The sequence below is a fragment of the Actinoplanes sp. NPDC049599 genome, assembly GCF_044465625.1.
Lineage (GTDB): Bacteria > Actinomycetota > Actinomycetes > Mycobacteriales > Micromonosporaceae > Actinoplanes.
On the sequence record NZ_JBITLX010000030.1, the window covers coordinates 1 to 18,630 of the forward strand.

The window sequence follows — 18,630 nt, forward strand, 5'->3', positions numbered from 1 at the left end:
CCCGGAAGAAGCCCTCGACTGCGCCTGCGGCCTCTACCTCAACGACCCCACCGCATGGCTCCCACCCCCGACGAACTAACGCGGTGCTGCACTAGCTGGTGAGGGCCACAGCCACCGGGGTGAGCACGCTGGTCTGGTCGCGCTGGCCGTCCTCGCCGGAGACCAGCGGCGCCGAGGAGTACGTGGTCAGGGTGCGCAGCAGCCCGGCCGGCGCGTAACCGCGGCCCGGGTCACCCAGCAGGACGGTGGCGCCGCGCCGCATCGCGCGGCCGATGAACGGCAGCATCTTGGCGGCGACCTCGGCGGTGTAGAGGCAGTCGCCGGCCAGGATCACCTCGAAGTCCTCGCCGTCACCGTCGGTGAGGTCGTCCACGAGGGTGGCGATCTCCACGCCGTTGGCGTTCGCGTTCGCCTGGATCGCGGCGATGGCGTAGCCGTCCGTGTCGTTGGCCGTCACGTCGGCGGCGCCGGCGATCGCGGCAGCGATGGCGACCAGGCCGGAGCCCGACGCCAGGTCGAGCACCCGGCGGCCGGTGACCACTTCCGGGTTGTCCAGGACGTAGCGGGCGAGAGCCTGCCCGCCCGGCCACGGGGTCGCCCAGTACGGCGCCGGCAGCGGCGTGCCCTCCTCGGCCTCGAGCCGGGCCCAGAGCAGCACGGAGTCCTCGGCGAGGAAGAGGTGGACCTCCGGAACCATCGGCACGGGGCCCATCTTCAGGGCGTCCTGCTTCGGCGTCCGCGGCGGGAATGAGGCGTTGCGCAGCAGTCGTCGCTGCAGGGCGCTGTGGGTCGCGGCCGCGTAGGGGGCTCCGGAGTACGTCTTCACAGAACTCGTTTCGTCGCAGGGGGTCTGGATGGGGGGACAAACGACCGAGGGCCGTGCCTCCGCGGTGACGCGGAAGGCACGGCCCTCGCCGACGTTCGTCAGATGGGACGGATGTTCGCCGCCTGCAGGCCCTTCTGGCCCTGCTCGATGTCGAACTCCACCCGCTGGTTCTCCTCGAGAGTGCGGTACCCGTCAGAGGCGATGGCGGAGAAGTGAGCGAACACGTCCGGCGCACCGCCGTCCTGGGTGATGAAGCCGAAGCCCTTGTCCGCGTTGAACCACTTCACTGTGCCGACAGCCATGCTGAACCCTTTCGAAACCACAGGGAGCTCGCACCTCGCGAACTCCGTCGCCGCCCGTAGAGAACAAGGAAACCGGACTCATTACGACAAAAGCCCAGTGGGTTCGGATACCCACCAGGCTCTGGCAAATATGAGAAATCGGAACGGCAACTCGTCCAAGCTAGCACGTTTTGCGCCCTACCGGTGGCAACACGCCGCTGACATCGATGGACAACGATCCTCGCGATTTCTTGACAGGTTGTTAAAAAATAGACAGACTCCGATCAAGAGAGCGCTCTCACCCCCCGGAGTTCCCCCAGTTCAGCGGAAGGACCCCCCATGTCCCGTGCTGCCCGAGCACTGGGCGTCGCCACCGTGACGCTCACCGCCCTCGGCGTCCTCCCGGCGGCGAGCTTCGCCGCCGAGCCACCCGCACCCGCCGCGCCCACCGCGGCTTCCCCCGGCTTCGACATGGCCCCAGGCATGGTCGCCGCGATGCGCCGCGACCTGCGCCTGACCGACGCCCAGATCGCGGACCGCCTGGTCACCGAGGCCGCCGCCCCGGTGGTCGAGAAGCGGCTGCGCACCCGGCTCGGCGCGGCGTACGCCGGCGCCTGGATCCCGGCCGGCGGCGACAAGCTCACCGTGGCGGTCACCGACCCCGGCGTGGCGGACGCGGTCCGCGCCGAGGGCGCGACCCCCAAGGTGGTCACCCGCAGCGCCGCGGAGCTGACCGCGGCGCGCGGCAAGCTCGACAAGAACGCCGCGAAGGCCAAGAGCACCGCGATCCGCGGCTGGTACGTCGACGTCGCGGCCAACCGGGTCGTCGTGACCGCCGCACCGGGCAAGGCCGCGGCGGCGCGCACCTTCGCCGAGAACAGCGGCGCCGGAGCGGTCACGGTCGTCGAGACGGCCGAGGCGCCCAAGCCGATGTACGACATCCGCGGCGGCGACCAGTACGTGATCAACGGCAACACGCTCTGCTCGGTCGGCTTCTCGGTCGCGGGCGGCTTCGTCACCGCCGGCCACTGCGGCGGCGTGAACAGCCCGACCCTGGGCTACAACAACGTCGCGCAGGGCACCTTCGCCGGGTCGTCCTTCCCGGGCAACGACTACGCCTGGGTCCGTACCAACGGCAACTGGGCGTCGCAGCCGTGGGTCAACAACTACGCCGGCGGCAACGTGCTGGTGGCCGGCTCGCAGGACGCCGCGATCGGCAGCTCGGTCTGCCGCTCGGGCCGCACCACCGGCTGGCGCTGCGGCACCATCCTGGGCCGCAACGAGACCATCGTGTACTCCCAGGGCGCCGTCTCCGGGCTGAGCCGCAGCAACGCCTGCGCCGAGCCGGGCGACTCCGGCGGCTCGTGGATCTCCGGCAACCAGGCCCAGGGTGTCACCTCGGGCGGCTCCGGCAACTGCTCGTCCGGCGGCACCATGTGGTTCCAGCCGGTCAACGAGATCCTCGGCGTGTACGGCCTGTCGCTGACCACCAGCGGCGGCGGCAGCGGCGGCAACGCGGTGATCAGCAACCTGAACGGCAAGTGCATCGACGTGCCCAACGGCAACTTCGCCGACGGCGTACCGCTGCAGATGTGGGGTTGCAACGGCACCGCCGCGCAGAAGTGGAACTTCGTCAACGGCACCCTGCAGACCTCGAACAACAAGTGCATGGACGTGGCCTGGGGTTCGACGGCGAACGGCGCGGTGATCCAGATCGTCGGGTGCAGCGGCAACCCGGCGCAGCAGTTCGTCCTGTCGGCGGCGGGCGACCTGGTGAACCCGCAGGCGAACAAGTGCATCGACATCGACGCCTGGAACGCCAACGACGGCGCCCGGCTGATCCTCTGGGAGTGCACCGGCGGCGCGAACCAGAAGTGGCGTCGCGCATAGCCGAAAAACTGTTATTGCCCGCCGATCGCGCTGTCCGCGGTCGGCGGGCAACTCTTTGTGTGCGGAATGTTTTAGAAGAACTTTAATGACGATCTTAATTAACGGATTCGCAGTTAAGAGTCCTAATAATTAGGCGTATCCCCCGCACATCCCCTCCCGGAGGCACCCCCCGATGCGCCGCAAGCGAACACTCATCCTCTCCGTGGCCGCCGTGCTGGCCGCCGCGGGCACCACCTGGATCGCCCTGCCGGCGTCCGCCGCCGCGGCGACCGCGGCCTTCACCAAGACCTCCGACTGGGGCACCGGCTGGCAGGGTGACGTCACCATCAGCAACGGCGGCTCGTCCGCGCTGACGTCCTGGAAGGTCGAGTTCGACCTGCCCGCCGGCGGCACGGTGGGCAGCTACTGGGAGGCCGACATGGTCGCCGCGGGCAGCCACCGGACCTTCACCAACCGGGCCTGGAACGGCACCGTCCCGGCCGGCGGCAAGGTCTCGTTCGGCCTGGTCGGCGCCGGCGGCACGCCGGTGAACTGCCTGCTCAACGGCCAGCCCTGCGGCGGCGGCCCGACCGCACCCACGGTCGCGCCGACGACGAACCCGACCGTCGTGCCGACCACACCGCCGACGACCGCGCCCACCACCCGGCCGCCCACGACCGCCCCGACCACGGCGCCGCCGAACAACCCGTCGCCGCCGCCGGCGTCGAACCTGCTGCCGGTCACGGTCACCAACAACACCGGCCGCTCCGACGCGGTGTACCTCTACCTGCTCGGCGTCAACCTGACCACCGGGCGGCTCGGCTACGTCAACTCGGCCGGCGCGTTCACCAACTGGACCGGCGGCCAGCCCACCCCGGTGCCGGCCCCCGACGTGTCGATCCCCGGCCCGGCCAACGGCGCCAGCACCACCATCAAGATGCCGAAGAACCTCTCCGGCCGGCTCTACATGTCGCTGGGCAAGAAGCTCGACTTCCGGCTCAGCACCGACGGCCTGGTCCAGCCCGCGCCGTGGGCCGGCGCCGACCCGAACAAGGACATCCTGTTCGACTGGAGCGAGTTCACCCTCAACGACTCCGGCCTGTGGCTGAACAGCTCGCAGGTGGACATGTTCGCGGTGCCGCACATCGTGACCGTGCAGGGCGGCAACGGGGTCACCAGCAAGACCGGCGAGCTCAAGGCCGGCGGGCGGCAGCGGGTCATCGACCGGGTCAAGGCACAGCCGGGCTTCTCCAAGACCGTCTACACCCGGGCGGACGGGACCGTCCTGCGGGTGCTCGCGCCGGGCAAGGCGGCCGACAGCGGTACGTTCAGCGCGACGTACCTGGACCCGTACATCACCTCGGCGTGGAACGCGTACACCGGCAAGACGCTGACCGTGGTGCCGTTCGGCGACCGGCCGGACACCAAGTTCTTCGGGCGCACCGCGGGCAACGTCATGAACTTCACCGACACCGCGGGCAGGACGGTGGCGTCCTTCACCAAGCCCTCCACCGCCAACGTGTGGGGCTGCGACGGGGCCCTGGGCGCACCGAACGACCAGGTGGTCGGCCCGATCGCCCGGACCCTCTGCGCGGCGCTGCACCGCAGCACGCTGGGCACGCTGGACACCCAGCCCGGCGGCACGGCGGCCGACTTCTACCGGGGCACGCTGACCAACCACTACTCGCGGATCATCCACGAGCAGATGGTCGACGGTAAGGCGTACGGCTTCGCCTTCGACGACGTGCAGAACCAGGAGTCGCTGGTGCACTCCGGCGACCCGCGGCAGGCGGGCATCGTGCTGACGCCGTTCTGATCGGCGACCGCAGGGCCGGCGCGTCAACCGAATTACCATTCTTCGGTCGGCGCGCCGGCTCTTTTCGCGAATGTTCCGGCGACTGTGACGGGAGGCACGAAATTGCTTTCCGGGGAATCACCGCCACGGGCCGGAACTTGTCGTACCCGTGCCGGACGCTGGACAGCGACCCGGCCGGACGACCAGATGGGATCCACCTCATGACCCAGGCGCCCGAACGCCTCGCAGCACCGCAGGCGGCGCAGACGCCCGGGGAGCGCATGACCTCCCGGGAGCGGCTGCAGCTCGTGCTGGTGCTCGGCTTCCTCATCGCCCTCGGCCCGCTCACCATCGACATGTATCTGCCGTCGCTGCCGACGATCACCGACGACCTGCAGACCACCACCGCCGCGGTGCAGCTCACCCTCACCGGCACCCTGGCCGGCCTGGCGCTGGGCCAGCTGCTGATCGGGCCGGTCTCCGACGCCGTCGGGCGCCGCGCGCCGCTGCTGGCCGGCATCGCCGTGCACATCCTCGCGTCGGTCCTCTGCGTCATCGCCCCCAACCTCGCGGTGCTCGGCACGCTGCGGGTGCTCCAGGGCCTGGGCGCCGCGGCCGCCGCGGTGGTCGCGATGGCGATCGTGCGCGACCTGTTCACCGGGCTCGCCGCCGCCAAGCTGCTCTCCCGGCTGATGCTGGTGATGGGCGCCGCGCCGATCCTGGCCCCGACACTCGGCGGCATCACCCTCAACTGGACGTCCTGGCGGGGCGTGTTCGTGGTGCTGGCGCTCTTCGGCATCGCGATGCTCGCGTCGACCGCGCTGGCGCTGCCCGAGACGCTGCCCGTCGAGCGGCGGCGCAACGGCGGCGTGGCCGGCACGCTGCGCGACTACGGCCGGCTCTTCGGCGACCGGGCCTACCTGGGGCTGATCCTGGTGGCGGGCCTGGCGATGGCGGCGCTGTTCGCGTACGTCTCCGGCTCCTCGTTCGTCTTCCAGGAGCAGTACGGCCTCAACGAGCAGGAGTTCGGCTTCGTCTTCGGCGCCGGCGCGGTCGGGCTGATCACCGCCACCCAGCTCAACGTGCGGCTGCTGCGCCGCTGGACGCCCTCGCAGATCCTGGTCACCTCGCTGGCCGGCGGCGCGGTCGCGGGCCTGGTGCTGCTGCTGTTCGCGGCGACCGGCTTCGGCGGCCTGGTCGGCGTGCTGATCCCGCTCTGGATGGTGCTGGCCTCGGCCGGCCTGGCATTCCCGAACGCACCGGCACTGGCCCTGTCCCGCCACGGCGAGGCGGCGGGCACGGCGGCCGCGCTGCTCGGCGCGGTCCAGTTCGGCGTGGGCGCGCTGGCGGCACCGCTGGTCGGCATCCTCGGCACGGCGGCGGTCGGCATGGCCCTGGTGATCGCGGGCGGCATGGTCGCGGCAAACCTGGTGCTGCTGCTGGTGGTCCGCCCGTGGCAACTGCCGGTCGACGACGCAACCCCGGCGGTCGCGGTCGCCCACTGACAACCCCGGCCCGGGGACGATCGGCCGCGACCACCGACCCCGGGCCTCCGTGCACCCGGGCCCGCCCGCCGCGCTGACGTGGCTCGGGGGTCTCCGGGCAGCGGCGGCCGGCCGGCGCGCGGGCAATCCGATGAGGCCGTCGGCGGTCGCGGGGAGGTCCGTCGCGGTGGTCGGGCCGGGTCGCGTAGTTCACCTTCGTAGGGCGGCCGGGTGCGGCGCGGATCCAGTCGAGGGTTTCTGGTCGAATCGCTCGGCGATCACCGCTCTGACCTTGCGGACGCGCAACCCAGCCCGCTTCACCTTGCCTGAGTCCGCCCTGTCGGCGATCAGCGAGCCAGCCGATCGCAGGCCCAGCCGATCGCAGGCCCAGCCGATCGCAGGCCCAGCCGATCGCAGGCCCAGCTGATCGCAGGGCCGGCCGATCGCAGGGCCGGCCTCGGCCGTCGGAAACAGACGTGCACCTCGTGGCGACCCAGACCTTGACGTGCCTGCGAGTCTTTGCCGCTGAGCCCCTTCACGGGCGCCGGCGGCACCATCGTCGAGTCGGCCTGAGCCTGCGCGAGCGCGATGACCTCCCGCTTGCGCCTCGCCCAGGTGCCGTCCCGGTCCATTCCCGGTACCGGTCGGAGGCGGTCCGGTAGGGTCCGTGCCGCGCGGCATGTCCGCCATGGGTGAGCCGGGCGCGTTTCACCCAGCAGATCCCGTTGAGGACCCTGCCGGTGATCACGCCGCCGGCTCGGGCAACAACGGCGCCAAGATCGCCCACTCGCGCTCCGTCGGATCGAAACGCGCCTTCACCAGCTCAACGGCCGACGTCCATGATCCGCCGGTTACGACCCAGTGAGCCGATGCTCGGAGCAGAGGACCCCTGAGCCTGGCTTCTTGCGACGCGCGGCCCGCTCCATCGGGTCGGCGATGGACCGGCTCGTGAGGTACAGCCCTCGTCGCCGCGGCACCGGGTCGGGTCGCCACCGTGCGGTCGGCCCGGCCTGGCCGGCAGATCCCGCCATGGTGACCCTGCACGAGAGCAGCACCAGAGGCGATCCCGCTTGCCCCTGATCAACCGACAAAATACCGTCCCCATCGGACGTCAGTGCGCCGCGGCGGTTTCCAGGCCCCCGGCGCTCATCCGTCGGTGCCTCGCGCCGCCGCCGATCAGCCTGGCCGGCCCGCGGGACTCCGCTGCGGCGTCGACCAGCGCGCGCACCCCGGCCCGGCGCCGGGTACCCGTTTCGCCGGAGATCTGGCGCACGACCACGGCTAGCGCGAGGATCCAAGGCATGCGTGATCTCTCGCGGCGGTGGGCGTGGCTGGGTGTGCTCGTCATCGGGCTGGTCCTCTACGTCATCGTGCTCCGCACCCTGGTACGGACCCAGAACCCGAACTTCATCCCGTCGCTGCTGCTGCTCGGCGCGACCGTGGTGCCGCTGGCCTTCCTGACGTTCGCGCAGGCCCGCACCGGCCACTGGCAGGTGCCCGCCTCGGCGCTGGTGGTCGCGGCGTTCTTCGGCGGCGTCATCGGCGTCGTGGTGGCCGGCACCCTGGAGTACGACGCGCTGCGCGACCTCGGCGCCCTGCCGATGCTGTTCGTCGCGCTCATCGAGGAATCGGCCAAGATGATCGTCCCGATCGTGCTGCTGGTCACGCTGCTGGCCCGGCGTGGCCGCCGGCTGCCGTCAGACGGCCTGGTCATCGGGGTCGCCTCCGGGATGGGCTTCGCCGCGCTGGAGACGATGGGCTACGGCTTCACCGCGCTGCTGTCGTCGCAGGGCAACATCGGCACGGTCCAGGAGACGCTGTTCGTCCGCGGGCTCACGGCGCCGGCCGGGCACACCGCGTGGACCGGCCTCACCTGCGGCGCGCTGTGGGCCCTGGTGGCGTCGCCGTCCGGCAAGAAGGTGCTGGCGTTCATCGCCACCTTCATCGGGGCGGTCGCGATGCACACCGCGTGGGACACCTTCGGCGGGCCGGTGGCGTTTGTCGTCCTGGCGATCCTCAGCCTGGGCTGGCTGTTCCTGGCCCTGCACCGCTACCGGGCCTTCGCCGAGCACAGCTCCTTCGCGCCCCGCGAACCGCTGACCGTCTAGTTCGGCTGGGCGCGGCCGCGCTTCCAGTAGCCCATGAAGGCCACCGACGCGCGGTCCACCCCGCGCTCGCCGACAAGGTGCCGGCGCAGCGCCACCACCGTGCCAGACTCTCCCGCCAGCCAGGCGTAGAAGCTGCCGGTCGGGTGCTCGGGCACGTCCCAGATGTCGTCCTCGGCGGGCGCCACGGCGGTGGGCGGGGCCGTCGGCGCCACCGCGTCGAGGTGGGCGCGCAGCACCGGTTCCAGCCGTTCGCCCGCGCTGCGGACCAGCCAGGTGATGGTCGCGGGGCCGCCGATCGGCAGGCGGTCGTCCGGGTGCGGCACTTCCAGGAACGCCCGGGCCGGCCGGTCCAGGCCTTCGAGGATCGCGGCCGCGGCCGGCAGTGCCGTCTCGTCGGCCGCGAGCAGCAGCCGGGTGGCGCCGGCCGGTGGGCGCCAGGCGACGTCCGTGACCCGGTGGCCGTGGGTGGCGCCGATCATCACCACCCGGTCGCCGGGCCGGGCGGCGGTCGCCCAGCGGGATGCCGGGCCGCTGTCGCCGTGCAGGGTGAAGTCGATGTCCACCTCGAGGGCGGCCGGCCGGAACGCCCGGACCGTGTAGACGCGCAGCGGGGCCCATGACGCCGGCGGCCCGGAACGCCACGCGGCCAGCCAGTCCGGGCGCGCGGCGAATGCCTCGTGGTCGGCCGTCGCGGGCAGCAGGAGCAGGTTGACGCGCTGGTCGAGGCCGTGGCCGGCGAACTCCGCGAGGGCCGGGCCGGCCAGCGTGACCCGGACGAACGTGGTGCTGAGCCGGTGCACCCGGGACACCCGCAGGGCGAACGGCCGGTAGGGCTCCGCGGCGGGGCGTCGGGTCCGGGTCGTGGCACGCACGGTCGTCGTCACGGAGGTAAGGCTAGCCTATCCTCATAGTGCCGCTCAGGGCTGGTTGCGCCCCGCGAACAGCGCTCGGGCCCGGGCGATCAGCGCCGGCGAGCCGCACTCCTGGGCCAGCTCCAGCCCGTCGCGCAGCACCCGTCGGGCCTGCGGCCGGCGGCGCGCGGCGTTGAGCAGCGCGCCCAGGTCGACCAGGGCCGTGGCCAGCTCGAAGCGCCGCGGCGTGCCGTGCAGCACCCGGATCGCCTCCTCCGCGGCGGCCATCCCCGCGTCGCCCGGCCGCACCTGTCCCTGGATCCGCAGCGCCCGGCCCAGCGCCGACGCGAGCCCGTGCCGCCGGGTCAGGGCGACCTCCTCGGCGACGAGCCGCTCGGCCGCCTCCCGCGCGCCGAGTCCGACCAGGACGGACGCGGCGGCCGAGCGCCACGGCAGCACGCCCGGGTGGTCGGAGCGCCGCACGGCCAGCCGTTCGCCGCAGCGGTACAGGTCGGCCAGCCCTTCGCCGGGTCGCGCCGCCGCGGTGTGCAGGCGGCCCCGGACATACCGCAGCAGCAGGAACTCGGGTTCGTCCGGCAGGTCGCCGGCCAGCCCGGCCTCGACCAGCAGGCCGTCGGCGAGGTCGAGGTCGTCGGGGTGGCCGAGGTCGAGCAGCACAGCCAGGCGCCGCGCCAGCACCAGCGCCGCGGCCGGGCCGGCCGGGTCCGCGCCCGAGACGGCCAGCAGCTCCTCGGAAGCCTCGGCGTCCCGGGCCGCATCGGCCAGCCGGCCCATCCGCCGGGCCACCGAGCTGCGCTGCGAGTACGCCATGGCGAGCCCGGACGCCGACCCGTGCCGGCCGGCCACGTCGACGGCGAGGGTGCAGCCGGAGTGGGCCGCCGCGAGATCATCGGCGTCGGCGAGCCGGCGCAGGGCGTGCAGATAGCGGGGGATGTCGTCCACGCCGACCGGCGGTGCCAGCGGCACCGGGCGGTTTGCCGGGGAAACGGCGTTGACACCTGGGGTGATGTCCCGGCCGAGGTCCGCCAACCCCGGCCGTTCGTCACTGACGGTCATGCACCTGTGTACCCCTCCGGGCGCTCAAGTCACCATCGATCTGGCTTTGATCCTTCGTGGACCCCAAGGTTTTCCCAAGCGCGCGAGATGCACAATGCGGCATGCGCAGTCCGACCCAACGCAATCTCGACTTTTCCGCGATTGTGGACCGGCTCCGGCCCGTTTTCGGGGTTGATGTCAGCACTGCCACTGAATTGTCCGGCGGGGGTTTCGCGGCGGTGTGGCGGGCCGGGCTGGCCGACGGGCGCGAGCTGGTGGTCAAGGTAGGCCCGCCGGCGGAGGCGCGCCTGCTGCGGTAGGCCAGGCGACCGTCCGCGAGCAGCTCGGCGCAGCGGTCGGCGGCCTGCCCCGGCTCACCGGGCCGCACTTCGGCTACCCCGGCGAGCGCCCGGCCGGCGCCGACTGGCCCACCGCGTACGGCGCGATCATCGCCGCGCTGCTGGCCGACGCCGCCGACCGGGCGGTGCCGCTGCCGCCGGGCATCGGCACGCTCGCCGCCCGGCACCACGCCGCCCTGGCGATGGTCACCCGGCCCGCGCTGCTGCACTTCGACCTCTGGGACGGCAACGTGCAGGCCGCCGACGGCCGGCTGACCGGGCTGGTCGACGGCGAGCGCTTCCTCTGGGGCGACCCGCTGCTCGACCTGGTGTCGCCGGCGCTGTTCCGCCGCATCGAGGACGAGCCCGGCAACCCGTTCCTGCGCGGGTACACCGCCGCGACCGGGCTGGAGCTGGACGACGCCGCCCGGACCCGGCTCGGGCTCTGCCGGGTGCACCTCTACGTGCTGATGCCGGCGGAGGGGCCGAGCCGCGGCATCCCGGTCGGCGGCGCACGGCACGACTACCTGACCGGACTCCTGGAAGCCGAGCTGCGCGACCTCTGAGCGGGCAGATGCCAGGCGGATCGACTCGACTGCCTGGCATCTGCGGCCCTATGCTGGGCGGCGTGACGACCTACCGGATCGGTGAGGCGGCTGTGCTGCTCGGCGTCAGCGTGGACACCCTGCGTCGCTGGATCGACGCCGGCCGGCTGACGGCGGCGCGCGACGCCCACGGGCACCGCACGGTCTCCGGGGTCGACCTGGCCGCGTTCGCCCGTTCGCTGGCCGACGAGCCCGACACCGGCGCCCGCCGGTCCTCGGCTCGCAACCGGCTGCCCGGCATCGTCACCGCGATCACCCGCGACGCGGTGATGGCCCAGGTGGACCTGCAGGCCGGGCCGTTCCGGCTGGTGTCGCTGATGAGCCGGGAGGCCGTCGACGACCTCGGCCTGGAGGTCGGTTCCCCGGCGACCGCGGTGATCAAGTCCACGACCGTGGTCGTGGAGAAGGGGGACGACGCGTGACGACACGACGGTGGGCCGCGGTCGCGGTCGCCGCGCTCCTGGCCACCACGGGATGCGCCGACACGGCCGGGGACGAGGATCCGAACGCCGTCTCGTCGGGCCCGGCGTCCGCCGGCGCCACCGTGCCGGGACCGATCACGGTGCTGGCGGCGGCCTCGCTCACCGAGTCGTTCACCGCCATCGGTACGGAGTTCGAGGAGCGTAACCCGTCGGCGGAGGTGACGTTCTCGTTCGGCGGCAGCTCCGGGCTGGCGCAGCAGATCACCGCCGGCGCCCCCGCCGACGTGTTCGCCGCGGCGAGCCCCGCCACGATGAAGGCGGTCACCGACGCCGGCGACGCCGGCGGCGCCCCGGCCACCTTCGTGCGCAACCAGCTCGTCATCGCGGTCGCCAAGGGCAACCCGCGGCAGCTGACCACCCTGGCCACGCTGGCCGGGCCGGGCGTCAAGGTGGCCCTCTGCGCCGAGCAGGTGCCGTGCGGCGCCGCCGCGAGCAAGGCGCTGGCCGCGGCCGGCGTCCGGCTCACCCCGGTGACCCTGGAGCCGGACGTCAGGGCCGCGCTGGCCAAGGTGAAGCTCGGCGAGGTCGACGCCGCGGTGGTCTACCGGACGGATGCGAGGTCCGCGGCGGCCGACGTGGACGGCGTCGAGTTCCCCGAGTCCGCCGGCGCGATCAACGACTACCCGATCGTCGCGCTCAGGGACGCGCCGAACCCGGCCGGCGCGGCGGCCTTCGTCGCCTTCGTGCGAACCCCCGAGGCGCAGCGGATCCTCATCGACGCAGGGTTCCAGAAACCCTGAACCGGCCCCCGTCCCGAGCGCCGCTGGCGCTGGTGATCCCCGCGGTCGCCGGGCTGGCGTTCCTCGTGCTGCCGCTGGCCGGGCTGCTGATCCGGGCGCCCTGGGCGACCCTGCCCCAGCGGCTCACCGAGCCCGGCGTGCTGGCGGCGCTGCGGCTGTCGCTGCTGACGGCGAGCCTGGCGACGGTGGTTTGCCTGCTGCTCGGCGTGCCGCTGGCCTGGTTGCTGGCCCGCGCCCGGTTCCCCGGCCGCCGGCTGGTCCGGGCGCTGGTCACCGTGCCGCTGGTGCTGCCGCCGGTGGTCGGCGGCGTGGCGCTGCTGCTGGTCTTCGGCCGGCGCGGCCTGGTCGGCGGCTGGCTCGACAGCACCTTCGGCTTCAGCCTGCCGTTCACCACCACCGGGGTCGTGGTGGCCGAGGCGTTCGTGGCCATGCCGTTCCTGGTGATCAGCGTCGAGGGCGCGCTGCGCGGTGCGGACGCCCGGTTCGAGGAGGCCGCGTCCACTTTGGGCGCGAGCCGCTGGACGGCGTTCCGGCGGGTCACGCTGCCGCTGATCGGGCCGGGCGTGGCCGCGGGCGCGGTGCTGTGCTGGGCCCGGGCGCTGGGTGAGTTCGGCGCGACCATCACGTTCGCCGGCAACTTCCCGGGCCGCACCCAGACCATGCCGCTCGCCGTCTACCTGGCGCTGGAGCAGGACCTCGACGCGGCCATCGTGCTGAGCCTGGTGCTGCTGGTGGTCTCGGTGGTGATCCTGGCCGGGCTGCGCGACCGCTGGCTGGGCGTGACATGAGCGCCCTCGATGCGCACCTTGTCGTGCGGCGGGACGGGTTCACGCTCGATGCCGAGCTGCGGGCCGAGGCCGGTGAGGTCGTGGCGCTGCTGGGGCCGAACGGCGCCGGCAAGACGACGGCGCTGCGCGCGCTGGCCGGGCTCGTCGCGCTGGACGACGGGCATATCAACCTGGGCGGTGAGCGCATCGACGGCATCGCGCCGGAGCACCGGCACATCGGCGTCGTCTTCCAGGACTATCTGCTCTTCCCGCACCTGTCGGCGCTGGAGAACGTGGCGTTCGGGCCGCGCTGCCGGGGGGTGCCCCGGGCCCGGGCCCGGCTCGCGGCGGCGGAGCTGCTGGGCCGGGTCGGGCTGGCCGAGCACGCCGGCAAGAAGCCGCGGCAGCTCTCCGGCGGGCAGGCCCAGCGGGTCGCGCTGGCCCGGGCGCTGGCGACCGGCCCGCGCCTGCTGCTGCTGGACGAGCCGCTGGCCGCGCTGGACGCCCGGACCCGGCTGGAGACCCGGGCCCACCTGCGCGGGCACCTCGCCGGGCACGCCGGTCCGACGGTGCTGGTCACCCACGACCCGCTGGACGCGATGATGCTGGCCGACCGGCTCGTCATCCTGGAGCACGGCCGGGTGGTGCAGATCGGCGACGCGGCCGCGATCACCTCGCGGCCGCGCACCGACTACGTGGCCCGGCTGGTCGGCCTGAACCTGTACCGCGGTCAGGCGGACGGCGACCAGGTCCGGGTGACCGGCGGCTTCGCCCTGACCACGGCGACCCCGCAGCACGGCGACGTGTTCGTGGCCTTCCCGCCGGCCGCGGTCGCCCTCTACGCCACGCGCCCCGACGGGAGCCCCCGCAACACCTGGCGGGCCACCGTCGCGGCCGTCTCCCGGCACGGCGACGCGCTGCGCATCGAGCTGACCGGGCCGGTCACGGTGGCCGCCGACGTGACGCCGGCGGCCGCCGTGCAGCTGGGGCTCGAGCCCGGCCGTGAGGTGTGGGCCAGCCTCAAGGCGACCGAGGCGACGAGCTACCCCGCCTGAGCCGTGAACGTGTAACTCCCTGACGGCAAGCTGTAGGAAGCCGGCCCCTGAGGCACCGCTTCGGCGGGCGCGGTAACCGCGGCCCCCGACGCCACAGGCACCTGCACGATGGCCGTGGTGTTCGGCGGAACCACCACTTTCAGCGTCAGGGTGGTGCCGGCGCGGCTCCACTCCGAGCGCGTCCGGCCGTACCCTGTGGCCAGGTCCGCGGTCGCGGAGGTGACCGTACCGCCGGGTTTCGGGGCGATCAGCACCTGCCGGTAGCCCGGCGCGGCCGGGGCCACCCCGCCCACCGTGCGGTAGAGCCAGTCCCCCACCGAGCCGAGGCCGTAGTGGTTGAACGAGTTCATCCCCACGTCCTGCAACGAGCCGTCGGTGCGAATCCCGTCCCAGCGCTCCCAGATCGTGGTCGCGCCACGCGAGTTCAGGTAGCCCCAGCCGGGATAGTCCGGCTGCTGGAGGATCTGGTACGCCGTGGCGAGGTGCCCGTGCGCGGCCAGCACCGGCAGCAGGTTCTCCACGCCCATGAAGCCGACCGAGAGGTGCCCGTTGCGCGACGCCACCTTGGCGGCGAGCTTGTCCGCCACCGCCTGCGCCCGGTTCTGCGGCACCAGGCCGAAGGCGAGCGCCAACACGTAGCCGGTCTGGCTGTTGCTGCCCACGGTGCCGTCCGCGGCGACAAAACGGCTGGTGAACGCCGCCGCGATCTGGTCGGCGAGCGCGCCGTAGCTGGTCGCCTCGGCGGTGCGCCCGGTGGCCGCGGCCATCCGCGAGAGCAGCCGGGCCGACCAGCCGAAGAACGCCGTGCTGGACACGTCGTTCGGGGTGTTGTCGTCGACGTTGAGCCAGTCACCGAAGGTCTCGTGATCCCGGATCAGGTCGGCGCCCGCGGTCGAGCGGAGGTAGTCGACGTACTTCGCCATGGCCGCGAAGTGCTTGTCCACAACGGACAGGTCGCCGTACCGTTGCCACACCGTGTACGGCACGATCACCCCCGCGTCCGCCCAGCCGGCCTTGCCCGCGCCGTCGATCACGGCCGGGGCCACGTCGGTGAAGGCCCCGTCGGCGCGCTGGGCGTCGACCAGGTCGTCGGCGAACTTGCTGAGCAGCCCGTGGGTGTCGAAGTTGAACGTGGACGTCGCCCCGAACGCGGCGATGTCCCCGGTCCAGCCGAGCCGCTCATCACGCTGCGGGCAGTCGGTCGGAATCGACAGCATGTTCGAGCGCGCACCCCACAGGATGTTGTGCTGCAACTGGTTCACCAGCGGATCGTTGGTGGTGAACGTGCCCGTCTCGGCCCCGTCGGTCCACGCGGCGAGCCCCGTCAGACTGTCCACAGTGGGTGTCATCCCGGTGATCTCCACGTACCGGTAGCCGTGCACGGTGAAATGCGGCTCGAAGACCTCCGGCGCGCCGGTCCCGGCGAGCGTGAAGGTGTCGGTGGCCTGGGCGGCCCGCAGGTTCGCGGTGTAGAGCGTGCCGTCCGCGTTCAGGATCTCGCCGTGCCGCAGCGTCACCCGGGTGCCGGCCGCGCCGGCGACGGTGAGCCGGTTCCAGCCGGCGAAGTTCTGCCCGAGGTCGGCGATCCACACGCCGGGCTTCGGCTGGGTGAGGCTCTTCGGCTTGAGCTGCTGCTGCACGGTGACGCCCGGGTCGACCTGGGCGACCAGCCGCGGCCGGGCGCCGGTCCGGACGGTGACGGCGGTGCCGTCACCGGGCCGGATCCGGGCATCCTGATCCTCGCCGTGGTACAGGTCGTCGGCGACGATCACGCTGGTCGTCGCGGACCACGACCCATCGGTACGGACGTCGGCCCGCGTCCCGTCGGTGTACTCGATGGACAGTAACGCGGAGTACCACGGCGAGGTGCCGTACCGCTGGCTGCCGGCGAAGCCGATGTTGCCGGAGTACCAGCCGTTGCCGACCAGCGCGCCCAGCGTGTTGCCGCCCTGCTTGAGGCTCGCCGTCACGTCGTACGCCCGGTACTGCAACCGATCGGCGTAATCGGTCCAACCTGGAGCGAGCCGCTCGGCGCCGACCTTCGCGCCGTTGAGGTACGTGTCGTGCAGTCCGAGCGCGGTCGCGAAGAGCCGGGCACGGGCGACCGGCTTGCCGACGCTGAACCCCTTGCTCAGGTACGGCGCCGGGTTCGCCACCGTGACCTGCGTCCCCCACGGGCCCGCGCCGTACGCCGCCGTCACCTTTGCGGCGGGCCACGCGGCGTCGTCGAAGCCGGGCTGCTCCCACCCCGACGGGCCGGACTGGGCGGCCTTCCACGCGCCGCCCGTGGCCACCGTGGTGGCGCCGCCGGTCAGCTTGGCGACCACGCTCGCCGGGCCCTCCGTGCTGTTGGTCGCGGCGATCGCGATCGTGTTGGCGCCGGCCCGCAGCTGCGCGGTGACGTCCACAGTGGTGGCCCGTTTCCACGAGTCGGTGACCCGCCGCGAGGTGCTGACCCGGGCGCCGTTGACCCACACGTCGGCGGTGTCGTCGCCGGTGACCACCAGCGTCGACTTGGCGACGGCGGCCAGCTCGAAGGTGCGGCGGAAGAACCGCTGGGCGGCCGGGGCGGTGACGGCCGGGTCGCCCTCGGGGTACCAGATCCACTCGGCGCCGGTGAGGCCGGCGGTGACCGGGCCGCCGATGAAGTCCGCCTGCCATTCGGTGGCCGGGGCGAACAGTCCGGTGTCGAACCGGGCCGGCGCGCTCCACGGGCTGGGCCGGCCCTGGGCGTCCCAGACCCGCACCCGCCAGTGGTACGTGCGGTTGCTGGCCAGCGCGGGGCCGCCGTACCCGATGTCCACGCTCTGCCCGGAGGCCACCTGGCCGCTGTCCCAGACGTCCGCGCCGCCGGCGGCGGTGCCGACGGTGACCTGGTAGCGGCCCTGGATCTGGCCGTTGGCGGTGGAGACCAGCCGCCAGCCGAAGCGCGGCTTGGCCGCGTCCAGCCCGACCGGGTTGGTCCGGCGCTCGGTGGTCAGGCCGGCGAGGGTGACCGGCGAGCCGGCGGCCGGGTCCGGTGCCCCGACGTCGCTGCGCCACGGCCCGCTGCCGTACGCGCCGAGGTCCTTGGCGGCGGTCCAGGTCTGCGGCACCGAGTTCGCCGCCTGCCAGGAACCGTCGGTGACCAGGTCGACGACGCCCTGGGCGGCGGCGACACGGACCCGGCCGAGCACGCCGGCCGGACCCACGCCGGTGTTGCGCGCGGCGATCGTCAGGGTGTTGCTGCCGGCCTTGAGGGCGGCGGCCAGGTCGACGTAGCGGGCGCTCTTCCAGGAGTCGGCGACCCGGGCCGAGCCGGCCAGATAGCTGCCGTTGAGCCAGACGTCCACCGTGTCGTCCCCGGTGACGACCAGCTGGGCGTCGGTCCAGGGTCCGGCCGGGGCGGTGAACGTCCGGCTCAGGTAGCGGGTCGCGGCGGGTGCGCTGGTGGCCGGGTCGCCCTCGGCGTACCAGATCCAGTGCGCGCCGGCCAGGCTGACCGGGGTGGTGACCAGCGCAGCGGCCCGGGGAACGGGAGTCGCCGCGGCGGCCGGGGCCGCGGGCAGGAGCAGGAGGGCGGCGGCGATCAGCAACGGCCTGCGGACATGAGGGGATAGGGACTTGGCCATGCGGTTCTCCTCGGTGGGGGGAGGTGCGCGGGGCTGGCAATCAACGCATTTAAACGTTTCAATGCGCCGACCTTTCGAGCGTAGGACGAACCACAAGATCCACTCAAGGCCTGCGCGATACGGTGGTCGTCGTGCAGGCACTCGAACTCGCCGACTACCGCGCGGCGGTGGCCCGGATCTACCTGACCGCGTCCGACCTCTCCGACTTCCGCGCCCGGCGTGACGAGCTGTTCGCGTACCACCCCCAGTCCCCTGTGCCCAGCACCGGCGACTTCGAGGGGCTGGTCTACTTCCCGCCGGCCGACGAGTTCCGCGCCGAGGTGGAGCTGCGCCCGGCGCCCGGCGAGATCGAGATCGACACCGGCGGCCCGGACGGCGTGTGCCGCTACGACCGGGTGGGCATCCTGGACACCCCGTGGGGCGCGCTGTCGCTGTGGTGGCTGGCCGCGTACGGCGGCGGCCTGTTCCTGCCGGTCCGCGACACGACCTGCGGCCCGCAGTCGTACGGCGGCGGGCGCTACCTGACCGACACGGTGAAGGGCACCCACGGTCGCGGCGTGGAGATGGTCTCCCGCACCCGGGTGCTGCTGGACTTCAACTACCTCTACAACCCGAGCTGCGCGTACGACGACCAGTGGCTCTGCCCGCTGGCGCCGGAGGAGAACAGGCTGACCGTGCCGATCACGGCCGGCGAGCTGAAGTACCACTGACCCGGGGTCCGATTCGTTCAAGACGCCGGGGTCGTTGCCTTCCTAGGCTGCG

The 18,630-nt window shown here is 72.9% G+C and carries 16 protein-coding genes; 10 read left to right on the plus strand and 6 right to left on the minus strand.

From position 1 onward, the window contains the following. Nucleotides 1–91: 91 nt before the first annotated feature. Together ACIBQZ_RS35490 and ACIBQZ_RS35495 are read right to left on the minus strand one after the other, a co-directional pair. Complete coding sequence (locus tag ACIBQZ_RS35490; RefSeq protein WP_396093238.1) at nt 92–826, minus strand: class I SAM-dependent methyltransferase; 735 nt, start codon at nt 824–826, stop codon at nt 92–94. A gap of 98 nt (nt 827–924) precedes the next feature. After that, the gene (locus ACIBQZ_RS35495; protein ID WP_023561244.1) at nt 925–1,128 is read right to left on the minus strand and encodes a cold-shock protein; all 204 of its coding nucleotides are present in this window, start codon (nt 1,126–1,128) and stop codon (nt 925–927) included. Between the two features lie 318 nt (nt 1,129–1,446). Between ACIBQZ_RS35495 and ACIBQZ_RS35500 the strand changes: the two genes are divergently transcribed. The 3 genes from ACIBQZ_RS35500 (at nt 1,447) to ACIBQZ_RS35510 (ending at nt 6,276) form a co-directional block, all read left to right on the plus strand. Continuing rightward, nucleotides 1,447–2,997: a ricin-type beta-trefoil lectin domain protein gene (locus ACIBQZ_RS35500; protein WP_396093239.1), complete on the plus strand. Its 1,551-nt coding sequence runs from the start codon at nt 1,447–1,449 to the stop codon at nt 2,995–2,997. A gap of 172 nt (nt 2,998–3,169) precedes the next feature. After that, a complete protein-coding gene (locus tag ACIBQZ_RS35505) occupies nt 3,170–4,792 on the plus strand; it encodes a beta-1,3-glucanase family protein (protein ID WP_396093240.1) in 1,623 nt (540 codons plus the stop codon). 260 nt (nt 4,793–5,052) lie between these two features. Continuing rightward, on the plus strand, nt 5,053–6,276 hold the full coding sequence (locus ACIBQZ_RS35510) for a multidrug effflux MFS transporter (protein WP_396093338.1): 1,224 nt from the start codon (nt 5,053–5,055) through the stop codon (nt 6,274–6,276). A gap of 1,090 nt (nt 6,277–7,366) precedes the next feature. Here the strand turns inward: ACIBQZ_RS35510 and ACIBQZ_RS35515 are convergent. After that, on the minus strand, nt 7,367–7,558 hold the full coding sequence (locus ACIBQZ_RS35515) for a hypothetical protein (RefSeq protein ID WP_396093241.1): 192 nt from the start codon (nt 7,556–7,558) through the stop codon (nt 7,367–7,369). Between ACIBQZ_RS35515 and ACIBQZ_RS35520 the strand changes: the two genes are divergently transcribed. Continuing rightward, a complete protein-coding gene (locus ACIBQZ_RS35520) occupies nt 7,557–8,363 on the plus strand; it encodes a PrsW family intramembrane metalloprotease (RefSeq protein WP_396093242.1) in 807 nt (268 codons plus the stop codon). The genes ACIBQZ_RS35515 and ACIBQZ_RS35520 overlap by 2 nt on opposite strands. Here ACIBQZ_RS35520 and ACIBQZ_RS35525 read toward each other — a convergent pair. Together ACIBQZ_RS35525 and ACIBQZ_RS35530 are read right to left on the minus strand one after the other, a co-directional pair. Next, a complete protein-coding gene (locus ACIBQZ_RS35525; protein ID WP_396093243.1) occupies nt 8,360–9,247 on the minus strand; it encodes a siderophore-interacting protein in 888 nt (295 codons plus the stop codon). The genes ACIBQZ_RS35520 and ACIBQZ_RS35525 overlap by 4 nt on opposite strands. 33 nt (nt 9,248–9,280) lie before the next feature. Continuing rightward, on the minus strand, nt 9,281–10,291 hold the full coding sequence (locus ACIBQZ_RS35530; protein ID WP_396093244.1) for a hypothetical protein: 1,011 nt from the start codon (nt 10,289–10,291) through the stop codon (nt 9,281–9,283). 220 nt (nt 10,292–10,511) lie between these two features. Here ACIBQZ_RS35530 and ACIBQZ_RS35535 point away from each other — a divergent pair, with 220 nt between their 5' ends. From ACIBQZ_RS35535 to ACIBQZ_RS35555, 5 genes are all read left to right on the plus strand, one after another. Continuing rightward, nucleotides 10,512–11,174 carry a phosphotransferase gene (locus tag ACIBQZ_RS35535; RefSeq protein ID WP_396093245.1) on the plus strand — a complete coding sequence of 221 codons (663 nt, stop codon included), beginning with the start codon at nt 10,512–10,514 and terminating at the stop codon, nt 11,172–11,174. A gap of 62 nt (nt 11,175–11,236) precedes the next feature. After that, nucleotides 11,237–11,635, plus strand: coding sequence for a molybdopterin-binding protein (locus ACIBQZ_RS35540; RefSeq protein ID WP_396093246.1), 399 nt, complete (start codon nt 11,237–11,239; stop codon nt 11,633–11,635). Then, a complete protein-coding gene (gene modA, locus ACIBQZ_RS35545; protein ID WP_396093247.1) occupies nt 11,632–12,435 on the plus strand; it encodes a molybdate ABC transporter substrate-binding protein in 804 nt (267 codons plus the stop codon). The genes ACIBQZ_RS35540 and modA overlap by 4 nt, the downstream gene beginning before the upstream one ends. Further along, nucleotides 12,432–13,223: an ABC transporter permease gene (locus tag ACIBQZ_RS35550; protein WP_396093339.1), complete on the plus strand. Its 792-nt coding sequence runs from the start codon at nt 12,432–12,434 to the stop codon at nt 13,221–13,223. Before modA ends, ACIBQZ_RS35550 begins: the two co-directional genes overlap by 4 nt. Next, complete coding sequence (locus ACIBQZ_RS35555; protein ID WP_396093248.1) at nt 13,220–14,257, plus strand: ABC transporter ATP-binding protein; 1,038 nt, start codon at nt 13,220–13,222, stop codon at nt 14,255–14,257. The genes ACIBQZ_RS35550 and ACIBQZ_RS35555 overlap by 4 nt, the downstream gene beginning before the upstream one ends. Here the strand turns inward: ACIBQZ_RS35555 and ACIBQZ_RS35560 are convergent. Further along, a complete protein-coding gene (locus ACIBQZ_RS35560) occupies nt 14,245–17,868 on the minus strand; it encodes a family 78 glycoside hydrolase catalytic domain (RefSeq protein ID WP_396093249.1) in 3,624 nt (1,207 codons plus the stop codon). The genes ACIBQZ_RS35555 and ACIBQZ_RS35560 overlap by 13 nt on opposite strands. A gap of 131 nt (nt 17,869–17,999) precedes the next feature. On the opposite strand from ACIBQZ_RS35560, the gene ACIBQZ_RS35565 reads away from it, so the two are divergent. Further along, nucleotides 18,000–18,578 carry a DUF1684 domain-containing protein gene (locus ACIBQZ_RS35565; protein ID WP_396093250.1) on the plus strand — a complete coding sequence of 193 codons (579 nt, stop codon included), beginning with the start codon at nt 18,000–18,002 and terminating at the stop codon, nt 18,576–18,578. Nucleotides 18,579–18,630: the final 52 nt, after the last annotated feature.

Bases quoted from the DNA above. Each gene is read 5' to 3' on its own strand.
- ACIBQZ_RS35495 (WP_023561244.1), bottom strand. From the start codon at position 1,128: ATGGCTGTCGGCACAGTGAAGTGGTTCAACGCGGACAAGGGCTTCGGC.
- ACIBQZ_RS35500 (WP_396093239.1), top strand. From the start codon at position 1,447: ATGTCCCGTGCTGCCCGAGCACTGGGCGTCGCCACCGTGACGCTCACC.
- ACIBQZ_RS35505 (WP_396093240.1), top strand. From the start codon at position 3,170: ATGCGCCGCAAGCGAACACTCATCCTCTCCGTGGCCGCCGTGCTGGCC.
- ACIBQZ_RS35510 (WP_396093338.1), top strand. From the start codon at position 5,053: ATGACCTCCCGGGAGCGGCTGCAGCTCGTGCTGGTGCTCGGCTTCCTC.
- ACIBQZ_RS35520 (WP_396093242.1), top strand. From the start codon at position 7,557: ATGCGTGATCTCTCGCGGCGGTGGGCGTGGCTGGGTGTGCTCGTCATC.
- ACIBQZ_RS35515 (WP_396093241.1), bottom strand. From the start codon at position 7,558: ATGCCTTGGATCCTCGCGCTAGCCGTGGTCGTGCGCCAGATCTCCGGC.
- ACIBQZ_RS35530 (WP_396093244.1), bottom strand. From the start codon at position 10,291: ATGACCGTCAGTGACGAACGGCCGGGGTTGGCGGACCTCGGCCGGGAC.
- ACIBQZ_RS35555 (WP_396093248.1), top strand. From the start codon at position 13,220: ATGAGCGCCCTCGATGCGCACCTTGTCGTGCGGCGGGACGGGTTCACG.
- ACIBQZ_RS35560 (WP_396093249.1), bottom strand. From the start codon at position 17,868: ATGGCCAAGTCCCTATCCCCTCATGTCCGCAGGCCGTTGCTGATCGCC.